Source organism: Bradyrhizobium sp. Crot121 (assembly GCF_059512385.1).
The window spans coordinates 1-11,771 of the sequence record NZ_JCAMOR010000058.1 but is presented as its reverse complement, the minus strand read 5'-3'; the positions used below and the strand labels follow the sequence as shown (position 1 = coordinate 11,771).

The window sequence follows — 11,771 nt, the reverse complement described above, 5'->3', positions numbered from 1 at the left end:
GCGCCTTTTGCGCGGTCACTGGCGTGGCGTCGCGGCGGCGATCGAGCTTGATCGCTGCGCGGCCTTGAAAGTAACCTCGTCGAAGGCCAACGCCGAGGATGACCGCAGTGTGCGGATCGACATCAAGGGAAGCCCCGCCGCGCTCTGCGGCAATCCGGCTTTATTTCCCACTCGTGCTATGTCCGGGGGATCGTTGGTAGCGGGGGTCCGCTACAGCGCTAGACCCACTATTTCGCCGTTTTCCTACTGGAGAGCAGCTTAACTCGCAAGGTGGAGCCTTTGTAGCTGGTCAAAAGCCGCCGTTCATACGCTATGTCGCCGGTTCGAGGTCGCTGCATAGGTTCAAATCCTGGAGGCAGGCGCTCCCACAAACTTCCTCCGCTCGCAATTTCCGTGAAGTAGGTATCGGCCGTTCGAGAAGTGCGCGAGGGCGTTTCGGGCGCCCGGGGACCGCCGGTATGCTTCGAAGCACGGTAGGAGCAAGCTAGCGCAGGGCTCGCCAACTAAGACCCAGCCGGAAGCGAACTACGCTGGAAATGCCGACGCCTTCGCAAGCGCTGAGCGTTAACTCAAACGCCGGGGCGTTGCTAGCCTCAAACGTCAGCCAACGAGCACAGTCCTGTCCTCGAAGAACGGACCGGACGTCCAGATTCGGTGTCCGCAAATCCACGTGCCGGATTTCAGCTTTGACGGGCAACTCGCCTATGCCCCAATGGTGGAGAGAGGTCCGTGACAGCACTTGCGCAACACAGAGTCGAACCTTGGGCACGTGGCGACACACCTTTCGCCCAAGATCAAGGTCGGCCGCCAAGTCTTCCGAACCGGTCGTGAAAAATTGTGATTGAAGGAAAGCGGCATGGAACAGTCCCCCCAGATCGGTGACAGGATCACTGACAAGTCAGCATCGCCCGATGATAGCACTGTCCGCGACTGGATCGGACCGGGCGCGTTCAAGCATTGGGCCTCTCTGCAGAACTGGATCGAGGACTTCTACCCCGGTGTCTTCGCGCCGGAATGGCTCTATGGCGGCAAGAAGCGCGGCTGGTCCCTACGCTACAAGAGAACAAAAGCGTTTTGCACCTTCGTGCCGGAATACAGGAGGTTTTCGGCCGTGGTGGTCTTGGGGAGAGCAGAACGAGACAAGTTTGAGGCGCGCCGTTATGTCTGGCGCTCGCAGTTGGTCAAGCTTTACGATGAAGCCCAAATATACCCGGACGGGAAATTCCTGACCGTTGCGATCTCATCCGCAGATGATCGGCATGATGTGACGGAGCTTTTGACCATGAAGCGCCCTCCACCGTCGCGCGCTTGAATGTCGCCGGAAAGTTTCGCGGCAAGTCGCGACGCTGGTTATTCAGCAAAAACTCTGTCGGATGGTGCCGAGCGGCCATCCTGCCGTCAAATCTCGCAACGTCGTTGCACGATGCGTTATCGTTTGAAGAGTTCGCTTCCCACCAACTACCGATCAATATGCTCTGGCAGGAGTGTCGTCAATTTCCTTCTTAGCTATCCGGTTTGCGAGCATTCCCCGTTGCTATGGAAACTATACATGCCGGCTATTGGAAACCGTCGCCGCGTGTTGCGAACAATGCGTAGAGCTTTCGCGGATTTCATGAGTGACGTTGCTTGGCTCATGGCTCACTCCCTACGCGCTCAAGAGGCATTCATGGCTTTCACATTAGAGGTCAACGGCTCACCCCATGAGATCGATGTCGACGGCGACATCCCGTTGCTGTGGGTGCTGCGCGATGTGCTCGGCATGACCGGGACCAAGTTTGGTTGCGGCCAGGCACTGTGCGGCGCCTGCACCGTGCATATCGACGGCCAACCGGTCCGCTCCTGCCAGACGTCGGTCGATAGCATCGGCGACGGCGCGGTCACCACGATCGAGGCGATCGGGCGCACGCCGCAAGGCGCGGCCTTGCAGAAGGCGTGGTCGGATCTGGAGGTCGTGCAGTGCGGCTACTGCCAATCTGGCCAGATCATGTCGGCGGTGGCATTGCTGAAAGACACTCCGAAGCCGAGTGATGCGGATATCGACTCAGCAATGTCGGGAAATGTCTGCCGTTGCGGTACCTACCAGCGTATCCGGGCCGCGATCAAGCGAGCAGCGGGAGTTTGAGCCATGGATAGGCTGATTCTAACGAACCGGATCGAACGTGAAACGGCGATGTCGCGGCGCACCTTCTTTCAGGGCGCAGGTTTGCTGCTCGGTTTTGCTCTGGCCGGTGCACGTACGGCGCCCGTGTTCGCGGCGCCTGCTTCGCAAGTAACCGAAAACGAGGTCACGGGTACTTTCGCCCCGAATGGGTTTATACGGATCAATCCGATTGGCGCCGTAACCCTGGTCATTCCGATGATCGAGATGGGACAGGGCGTTTACACGTCACTCTCGATGCTTCTCGCTGAAGAACTTGAAGTGAAGCTTGACCAGATTCAGGTTCAGCATGCGCCGCCAAATCATGCACTCTACGTCAACTCGATCATAGGTATTCAAAATACAGGTGGTTCCGCCTCTGTCCGCGCCTTCTGGACGCCGCTCCGTCAGGCAGGGGCAGTGGGTCGTAATCTGCTGATTGCGGCAGCCGCAAAGCGCTGGAATGTCGATCCGGCGACTTGCCGCGCCAGCGATGGCGTCGTGTTCGATGCATCAGGTTCGAAGCGTCTGAGCTACGGCGAACTTGCGACCGCCGCGGCGAAATTGCCTGTGCCGCCCGCGGCAAACGTCAGATTGAAGGATCCGAAGGATTTCACCCTGATCGGAACGCGCGCCAAGCGCGTGGATTCATCGATAAAAGTCGATGGGCGCGCGCTCTACGGTATCGATACGCGATTACCGGGTATGAAGGTTGCGACGGTTGCTATTTCGCCCGTGCTCGGTGGCAAAGCGAAAACCGTGAACGAGAACGCCGCGTTGGCAGTGAAGGGCGTGCGGCAGGTGGTCAATGTCGATGAAGCTGTTGCCGTGATCGCGGATCACATGGGTGCGGCGAAGAAGGGGCTCGAGGCTGCCGCCATCACGTGGGATGACGGGCCGAACGGCAAGGTCAACAACGCCGATATCGTCAAGCAATTGGAGGAGGAATCCAAAAAGCCGGGCGTTGTTGCCCGCAACGAAGGCGATGCGGGGAAGGCCCTTGCGGAGGCAGCGCAACGCGTTGACGCCGTCTATCAGGTGCCTTTCCTGGCCCATGCGGCGATGGAGCCGATGAACTGTACCGTTCATCTGCAGAACGATCGTTGCGACATTTGGGTCGGAACACAGGCGCCTACGATCACCCAGTCTCTGGTGGTCGAACTCACCGGCCTGCCCAAGGATGCGATCAAAATTCATAATCATCTGATTGGCGGCGGCTTCGGACGAAGGCTGGAGGCCGACGGCACGGTGCTGGCCGTCAAGATCGCCAAGCACGTCGATGGCCCGGTGAAGGTGATCTGGAGCCGCGAGGAAGACATCCAGCACGACATGTATCGGCCGTACTATCTCGATCGGCTGTCGGCCGGACTTGATGCGGCCGGCAAGCCGGTTGCCTGGACGCATCGGATCGCCGGCTCCTCAGTCATGGCTCGCTACTATCCCCCTTACGTCAAGGACGGATTGGACCCCGACGCCGTCGAAGCGGCGGCCGAGCCGCCCTATGCGCTGCCCAATATCCACGTCGACTTTGTCCGAATCGAGCCCCCTGGTGTCCGGACGTCTTGGTGGCGCGGCGTTGGACCGACTCACAACGTTTTTGTGGTCGAAAGCTTCATGGATGAGCTCGCTCATGCCGCGAAACAGGATCCCCTCGCTTACCGCAAGGGATTGCTTGGCCACAATCCGCGAGCGCTCGCTGTTCTGTCGCTCGCGGCAGAAAAAGCAGGGTGGGGATCCCCCCTTCCCGCGCGGCATGGCCGCGGAATTTCGGTACAGTTCGCATATGGAAGTTACACGTCGCAGGTCGCCGAGGTCGAAGTGGCGGCCGATGGCTCTGTCAAAGTCAAGCGGATCGTCTGTGCGATTGACTGCGGCATGTACGTCAATCCAGATACGATCGAAGCACAGGTTCAAGGTGGAACGCTTTTCGGCCTGACCGCCGCGCTCCATGGGTCAATCACCTTCAAGGATGGACGGGTCGAGCAGAGCAATTTCGACAGCTATCTGCCAATGCGTATCGACCAGGTACCGGTGGTGGAGACACACTTGATCAAGAACGCTGAGGCTCCGGGTGGCGTTGGTGAAGCTCCGACAGCCATTGTCAGTGCTGCAGTAACCAACGCGATCTTCGCCGCGACCGGCAAGCGTGTGCGTAGCCTGCCGATCGATACAAATTCCCTGAAGTCGTCGCCTTAGTCCATGCCCGTCATCCCGCGCGCGTTGTAGCGTACGGCATGAGAGTCGGGAACTAAAGCCCCGAAGCATAACGACTATTGGAACATTCGCGTTCTCCGCAGGTCCAAATTTCGTCTAATGGCACGAAACGAGGTTCAGTGGTACGAACATGGCAACGCCCCGCTAATCCTTGGAGAACAGGTTTCGGAGCACTATCGGTAGCGGTAGCCGGCAGTAAAGGGCCACCAGTCATGCACACTTCGAAAGCGGTTCCAAAGCAGGCTCTCGTCGGGCAGAACGTTTCGCCGCCCGCGGCCGCCACTGTCAAATTGTCTAAAACAGACCTCAACAACTTGATGCAGGCGCTCGACATTGATGTCATCGCGCTGACTGAGATTTTGGTGCCGCGCGGCCATCGAGTTGAATTTGGGACGATTGACGTACCCGGGATCCACTACAACTTAAGTGGCGTGGGCCGCATATCGATCAACCGCGGACCGATGATACCCTTGAGGCCTCATTTGCTCATCATCGTGCCGCCAAACACTCCGTTCATGATCGAGGTTGACGGTGGAAGTGGCCCACCGAAGCTCATTTCGAGAGACTGCTGGACTCGTCAAGACGGCATCCTCCGCGTCGCAGTGCCGAACGAGAAGCCCGAAATAGTCCAGATATGCGGCTTTTTTAACGCATCCTTTGGTCGGTCTGTGAGGCTGTTCGGAGAACTCCGCGAACCGGTCATCGAGCAATTCGAGCCGGCGGACAGGATCGATCTGAAGCTTCGCGAGGCTATGGACGAGTTGCTACAGCAAGAGGTCGGCGTTGGGGCCATGACAGCGTCTCTGCTCAAGCAGATCGTTGTCTCGTTGGTGCGACGGTCCCTCAAGTCATCCCAGCGGTGGACTGAACGATTCTCGATACTTGCCGACAGACAGGTCACCCGTGCTTTTGCGGATATGGTGGCGCGGCCGGGAGCCGCCCATTCAGTTCAAAGCTTGGCACACAGTGCAGGATTGAGTCGTTCGGCGTTCATGGCGCGTTTCTCGGACATCTTTGGACAATCCCCGATGGCCATCTTGCGAGACTTGAGAATGCGCCAGGCTGCGATCGATTTGACGACGACTACGATGTCGATCGACGTCGTTGCTCTTAATGCGGGGTACGAGAGCCGTTCAAGTTTTGTGCGAGCTTTTCGAAAGGCGTACAATCGGGATCCGAGCGACTATCGGCGGATAGCCAAGGAGGGTAAAGCCCAGAAGGATAACTGAGAACGGCGATCCCAAAGCAAGAAGGGGCTGCCGCCCGCGACGTCGCCCTCTGCTTTGCCTCACGCAGAGCGGCGCTCAGAATCAGGTGCTTCTCCGCTCGCAACATTTCGCTTCAAGTTGGCTGCGGCGAAGGCGTACCCCCCGGACGCGCCGTCAACGAAGTGCACGTGATTAGCTCGCATGGGTGATGGCACAAAGCACGTAAGATTTGCGGCCAACTGGCGATGCGTTCCAAAAAAGCATGCACCTCGTCGCTGAGCCTCTTCCAAGCGCGCGTCTACGACGTCAGCGAGTTCAGATGAGCAGTCCACTGTCATACGCAGGCCGTCATCGAATTTTCGGTAATCTGTGTTCTCCACAAGCTCTCGTCGGAACCCGGTTTCATCAAAGTTACCAACAGGAACTCCTAGTGGGGTGCCCACCCACGCAAGAATGGCGTGCAAGCGCTTCGCAGCCCCAGCCGCAAAGGGACTCTTTCGACTGCCTTTCTGGATGGCATGATCAAGATCGTCGCCGGCCCATGCGGGAATCGGGCCTTCGGCAGGCAATGGATGTAGGCCGGAGTCATTCGAACGGAGCGTCCGCAGGAGCTCCTGTATGAACTCTACAAACGAAGTAGGATCATCGCGCGGAACGACGATAAGAGAAAAGATGACGCCGTTCTTGGCGCTGATCGGCGCAAATCGGCACGAAAGACCTGTGAGGTCAGCTGTTACTCCCATGGGCGCGCGCGGAAAGGTGTAGCCGCCTTGCTTGAGTTTACGCTCTGCCCAGGCAAGTCCGCCACCGTCGAACATCGCGTAGGTGACGTTCGAGGATGGCGCGAAGCGAGCTACCAGGACGTCCAAGTGCTGAGCGCGAATGTCCGCGACAGGAATGACCGCAATGCGCAACGTGAGACCCAATGCGTCTTCAGCCCAGGCGGCGGTTTTTGCCAACGTATCCCTGATGATGGACGAATAGGCGCCGGGCGCGGCGAAGCTCGCGCCATCTCCTCCGAACGTGGACGGAAACTGTAGGTCGGGTAGTGCATTGCTGACGGCAGCAAGAACCGCCGCACCGGCCGTATTCACCTCACGGTACCGTCCTTGTTCAATAGCTTCGGTCGAATGGCTGACGTCCGTAACAGCGACGATCCAGTCATCAGGTAGAGGGCGATACCGATCTCGCCGCACGACGTCATCGAAAGAGCCGAAGGGCACAAGCGCCTGATAGAAGCGCTCGTCTTCGGCCTCTCGGTCAACCTTGATCTGGAAAAGACCCGCTTCCAAGGCTGGCTCTGACCTATCCACCATCATTTGCACTCCCTTCGATCGTCGTCGGGGTTCAGAGTGGGGCCGCATTGAGAGTCAGCGATCGCCAAAATGGCCAAACCACGCGAACGAGCCTAACGTCAAAGCCCACGACGGGATTTTGCGGGAGCGTAGGCAGTCACCCGAGCTTCACGGGTGGCCATGCGCTCGGGGCTAAGCTCTCCTGGTCGCCTCGAACAGGAACCATGAGCGACTTTCCGCCTCGTCGATCCAGTTTTCGATCAGGCTGGCCGTGGAGACATCGCCATGCTCGTCGCAGACGTTGTGGGTCTGCCGCATGCGCTGGCTTAGCGCCAGATTATCTTCCTTCAGCTCGGCCAGCATGTCTTCGGGCGTGAGGAAGCCAGCATCATTGTCCTCGATATGCTTCACTCTGGCGATGTGGCCGATCGAACGAATCGTTGTGCCGCCAATCTTGCGAATTCTTTCCGCGATGTCGTCCGTCATCGCAAAAATCTGCGCGGCCTGCACATCAAGGAGTAGGTGATAATCCCGGAAATGCAGGCCTGATATGTGCCAATGGAAGTTCCTGGTCTTGACGTAGAGCGCGAACACGTCTGCCAGAAGCACAGTGAGCGCCGCCGAAATATCCCTGGTGGCATTCGAGCCGAGATGGCTCGGCGTGCCGAGTGGCGCCTCGCGGCGCTTCCTCGCGTCTTCTATATCCATTTTGATCCCTCCTTCAGGGCTCTACCTGGGCCACGTTGGCCCGCGCCGGGGCTCCTGAGCTCCGCTTCAGGTCCGCGACCAGCATCGCCACGGCATGGCGCGCAAGCGCCTGGGTCGGGGCATTGGTGTTGCCGCTGGTGATGTTGGGCATGATCGAGGCATCGACTACCCGGAGGCCGTCGACCCCGTGAACCCTGAGCCTTGCGTCGACCACCGCTCGCGCGTCCTGGCCCATCCGGCAGGTGCCGACCGGGTGCCACATCGTCGTCACGACACGCTTCACCCATTCGCCGATCTCCGCATCCGACTGGATGTGTGGGCCGGGATCCATCTCTTCCTCGATCACCGGCGCCAACGACTCCTGGGCCATGACCTTGCGGATCGCGTGCACTGCCTCCACCGCAGCCCTTAAGTCTTCCTCTTCGCCGATGAAGTTCGGGTTGATGAGGGGCATCGATGTTGGGTCGCTGTCGGCCAACCGCACCCAGCCGCGGCTCTTGGGCTGAAGCACCACGAGTTCGAAGGTGATGCCCGAGCGGTCGCCCGCCGGGCCGAGTTGCTCGGACAAGACGATAGGAGCGTGATAACATTGGATCGTAGGCTCGGCGGTGAAATCGGACGGATTCCAGTGTGTCACCGTCTCGATGCCATTGCCCGACGCCGGGCCATCCTTGGTGACGAGATAACGCAAGCCCGCCTTCACGCTGCCGAGGCCCTGCGCGGCAGCCTGATAGCCGAGATCGCCCTTTACATAGACACGGACCGGTACCATCGGGTGGTCCTGGAGATTTTCGCCCACCTCCGGAGAATCGACGACCACCGCGATACCATGCTGTCGCAGCTGCTCGGCTGGCCCGATGCCAGAGTGCATGAGGATCGTCGGGCTATGGACGGCGCCGGCCGACAGCACAACTTCGCCGGCCGTGATCCTCTTCAGGCTCGTGTCCATGAACTCAACGCCGACAGCCCGATTGTTCTCGATCAGGATGCGAAGAACGGTCTTGCCGGTGAGAAGTGTTACGCGGCCCGAGGTGAGGTGCGGACGCAGATAAGCGTCGACCGCGCTGCATCGGCGCTGATCTCCGACCGTCGACTGCACCGGCGAGACTCCGATCTGGCTCTTACCGTTATAGTCGGGATTATAGGGAACCCCATATTCCTGGAATGCCTTGAGGCAATATTGGTTCAGCTTGTTGATGCCCTTGGGCAACTGGACCGCCAGACCACCATTTATGCCGTGATACTCGTCGTGGAAGGTGTCGTTGTCTTCCTGCGCCATGAAGACGGGAAGCAGATCTTGATACGACCATTTGCCGGTGTCGCCGACCGCGTCCTGCCACGCAGAGAAGTCGCGTATCTGACCACGGACGTAGCACATCGCATTGATCGAGGATCCGCCGCCGAGTACCTTGCCTGAGCGATATGCGCGCTTTCTACCGTGCTGGGGAACCGTCTCGTATTTCCAGACATGCCGGTCGTGGGCCAGCAGTTTGGCGAAGCCGGCCGGAATGTGGATAAACGGATCGCGGTCCATGTCGCCCGCTTCGATCAGCGCGATCGACGCATCGGTGTGTTCGGCGAGATAACTCGCGACAACGCAACCGGCCGCGCCCGCACCAACAATGACGATATCATAGGCTTCCCGGGACATCAGTGTCGTTTTTCTTTCATAGTTATCCTTCAATCAACGCCCCGTCGCTGACGCAGCGCCATCGCGGCTCCTGACCCTGAGATTGATCGGACCACTCTTTTGGAGAGTGACGTTGCGACGCCGGCGAGGGAAATGACCTCTCGCCATAGAGTCGATAGACGATCGTTATTGTCGTTGCCCGAGGTCACCCTGGCGATCTTCGCCTCGCCGGCATCGGTGACTTAGCAGAGCAGCGTCGCAGCGTTTCGCGAGACGTGCTCTCGCGCTCAACGAAGCGAATAAACGGTGCGCGTGTCACACCGGCTCCTGCCACGTCGGATGAATCGGGACCGACACTGCCGACGTCGCCTATCCGATCCGAACCCCGCACATACCCGCAATGATCGCGGCCGAGATAGCCGCGCTTATTGCGACGCCGCCGCCCCAAATACGATTTGCGGTGCGTCGATTGACGCCATGCGCTATCAGCACCATTCGCAATCCCGACGTAAGATGGCTTAGGACAAAGAAGACGCCGAGCGCGTAATGAGGCAACAGCCGGATATTCCATGCGTCATGAGTGAGCCCGGTCGGGGCTCCGATCGCGAAATTCCAGTCCGTCGGTATACCGAGAAAGCTACGAGCGTAGATGAAAACGGAGTTCATATGCCCGAGGATGTAAAGCGAGAGGTAGGCCCCCGAGCCGACCTGAAATGTCCGATGAAAGCCCTGCGGGCCGGCACTCCAACGCCATGCCAGAAACAGGCCGGTGCCGATCTGGAAAACCATGGCCGCGACCAATAGCGGTTCACCCACATCAGAGCGGTAGATAAGGCGGCCGACCTTCATGACGGCCGCATGTGCATCGGGGCCGATCAACCCAAACAAATGATTGGCTAGATGGAACGCCACGTATAGAAACAAGACCGCTGCTGTCATTCCGTGGACAATGCGCCAGCGCCCCACGGTCGGCCGCGTCGCAGCGATTGGATTGCCGGCGGTCCGTGACCAGATTGCGATTGCGAGCCAAAGCACGCACCACACGAGTTCGTCGGGGATGGGGCTATGAATCAGGACCTGAACGACGCCAAGAAAAACGAAGAGCGTTGGGGTCGTTACGCCGGCATAGGCGAGCCGTCGCGCCCCTGGATCGGCGTCGGACCGGCAAGCGAGCGCGAGCGCGAGAAACGGCACGACGAACGCCACGGCCAGGATGAAGGTCGCGGCGACAATTGCGAGAGGCGAAGGCAGTGCGTCCTGCGTGCCAACAACGGTATGGAAGGCGCGGAGTAGAAAAGGGTAGCAGATGGCCGCCGCCGCCGGAGCCAGCGCCGAATAGTCGAAGCGTGGCCCAATCACGGCGCTTCGGTCCCGCGGCCGCGCAAACGCGTTCATCTTAAACCCTTAAATATCAGCCGCCCGATCCGGCGAGTGCTCGCGCCGTATTAGCCCTCCACCATCGGCGCTATCAAGAATGATCCCGGCCCCAGCCCAAGCGCGCCGGTTAGTGACCGACCGCTGCAGACGAACGTTGGCGACGTCACGACGACGCCTTCGCAGCTTTCAGCCAGCTGCGCGCCTGCTCAATTCCGGACGCATCGCAACCGGCTCCTCAGGCGCGTTCAGGACTGACGTCGTGAGCAGGACTGCCGCAGCGAGGACCCAGTAGTACCAGGCGTCGAGCCCAGCGAATTTGAAGGCAAACGGTGCGATGACAAAGACCACCCCGACGGCGCGATCGACCCAAAGGTGCAGCCAGTAGGGAATGATGCGGACAAGCCCGGTGGGATGGTCGGTCAGGGCGGCCAAGAGCAACGCCGCCACACCGACGACAACCGAAAGCTCCACTGCAAGTGGTCCGCTTTGGCCGAGCTTCAGCACGAACGGAGCTGCGATCAAGACGATCGCGACAGGATAGTCGATCAGGTAGGCGTGGATAGACTTGGTGATGAAGCGAAACGACATCGGAGACTCCTCTGCTTGGTTACTCGAGCGGGTCCTTGCGACGTGGAAAGTGCACGCACCCAAGAGGGCGATTTCGCGTCCTGTGATGGCAGGCACTCCGTCACAGGCCAACCCGGTTAGACGAGCACTAAGGGTACGCCGGCACGCCAACCATTAGAAATGCCCGGTCGTTATCGTTTCCATTCCACTCGCCCGACGCCATGGAAGCGGGTTAGTTTGGCGCGTCGACTGCGAGTGTCCGAGGGTGGTGCTTCAGTGTCCGGCTGTCGAGGTCAGGGAAGGCTTGGTAAGACAGCATTGTTCGCTTCATGCGTAGCGCATTTGGGCGGAACCGGCCGCAGTGAACGCGTGCGCCGCATGCTCTGCCCGGACGCTGGACGCATTCCACGATTTCACGCCGTCCGAGCGACGACCGACCAGTCGCGAAGCCGCGTGACCTTGACGAAAGCGTCCAGCGCCGGCGAGTAGCGACGCCCCTGGACAGCCAGGAGCCGCACCTCGCGCGAAAGTGGGTCGCCTTCGAGCGGAATGGTCTTGAGCGTCGGAAGGCGCGGCATGTGCTCGGGCGCGAGTATCACGCCGAAGCCAGCAGCGGCCATGTGCTGCAGGTGCAA

Annotated in this window: 11 protein-coding genes; 4 read left to right on the top strand and 7 right to left on the bottom strand. The window is 59.7% G+C overall.

The annotated features are described in order from the left end of the window. Positions 1 to 15: 15 nt before the first annotated feature. The gene (locus AC5ZGW_RS33590; RefSeq protein ID WP_165435221.1) at positions 16 to 171 is read right to left on the bottom strand and encodes a hypothetical protein; all 156 of its coding nucleotides are present in this window, start codon (positions 169 to 171) and stop codon (positions 16 to 18) included. A 685-nt stretch (positions 172 to 856) separates the two neighbouring features. Between AC5ZGW_RS33590 and AC5ZGW_RS33585 the strand changes: the two genes are divergently transcribed. The 4 genes from AC5ZGW_RS33585 (at position 857) to AC5ZGW_RS33570 (ending at position 5,580) form a co-directional block, all read left to right on the top strand. Further along, positions 857 to 1,312 (top strand): DUF3788 domain-containing protein, encoded by a 456-nt coding sequence (locus tag AC5ZGW_RS33585; protein ID WP_130226045.1) that lies wholly within the window; start codon positions 857 to 859, stop codon positions 1,310 to 1,312. Positions 1,313 to 1,666: 354 nt separating this feature from the next. After that, the gene (locus AC5ZGW_RS33580) at positions 1,667 to 2,122 is read left to right on the top strand and encodes a (2Fe-2S)-binding protein (protein WP_130226044.1); all 456 of its coding nucleotides are present in this window, start codon (positions 1,667 to 1,669) and stop codon (positions 2,120 to 2,122) included. Between the two features lie 3 nt (positions 2,123 to 2,125). Continuing rightward, positions 2,126 to 4,333 carry a xanthine dehydrogenase family protein molybdopterin-binding subunit gene (locus tag AC5ZGW_RS33575; RefSeq protein ID WP_130226043.1) on the top strand — a complete coding sequence of 736 codons (2,208 nt, stop codon included), beginning with the start codon at positions 2,126 to 2,128 and terminating at the stop codon, positions 4,331 to 4,333. A 230-nt stretch (positions 4,334 to 4,563) separates the two neighbouring features. Further along, positions 4,564 to 5,580, top strand: coding sequence for an AraC family transcriptional regulator (locus tag AC5ZGW_RS33570; protein WP_028167150.1), 1,017 nt, complete (start codon positions 4,564 to 4,566; stop codon positions 5,578 to 5,580). 59 nt (positions 5,581 to 5,639) lie between these two features. Here AC5ZGW_RS33570 and AC5ZGW_RS33565 read toward each other — a convergent pair whose 3' ends face one another. From AC5ZGW_RS33565 to AC5ZGW_RS33540, 6 genes are all read right to left on the bottom strand, one after another. Then, positions 5,640 to 6,878, bottom strand: coding sequence for a DUF3095 domain-containing protein (locus AC5ZGW_RS33565; RefSeq protein ID WP_165435220.1), 1,239 nt, complete (start codon positions 6,876 to 6,878; stop codon positions 5,640 to 5,642). A gap of 168 nt (positions 6,879 to 7,046) precedes the next feature. Further along, positions 7,047 to 7,562: a Dps family protein gene (locus AC5ZGW_RS33560; RefSeq protein ID WP_130226041.1), complete on the bottom strand. Its 516-nt coding sequence runs from the start codon at positions 7,560 to 7,562 to the stop codon at positions 7,047 to 7,049. 13 nt (positions 7,563 to 7,575) lie between these two features. Then, positions 7,576 to 9,213 (bottom strand): GMC family oxidoreductase, encoded by a 1,638-nt coding sequence (locus AC5ZGW_RS33555; RefSeq protein WP_130226040.1) that lies wholly within the window; start codon positions 9,211 to 9,213, stop codon positions 7,576 to 7,578. A 348-nt stretch (positions 9,214 to 9,561) separates the two neighbouring features. Beyond that, positions 9,562 to 10,398 (bottom strand): hypothetical protein, encoded by an 837-nt coding sequence (locus AC5ZGW_RS33550; RefSeq protein WP_245474722.1) that lies wholly within the window; start codon positions 10,396 to 10,398, stop codon positions 9,562 to 9,564. Positions 10,399 to 10,755: 357 nt separating this feature from the next. After that, positions 10,756 to 11,157 (bottom strand): SPW repeat domain-containing protein, encoded by a 402-nt coding sequence (locus AC5ZGW_RS33545; protein WP_130226038.1) that lies wholly within the window; start codon positions 11,155 to 11,157, stop codon positions 10,756 to 10,758. A 392-nt stretch (positions 11,158 to 11,549) separates the two neighbouring features. After that, positions 11,550 to 11,771: LysR substrate-binding domain-containing protein (locus AC5ZGW_RS33540; protein WP_496114026.1), on the bottom strand; the 222-nt coding region annotated here is incomplete at its 5' end.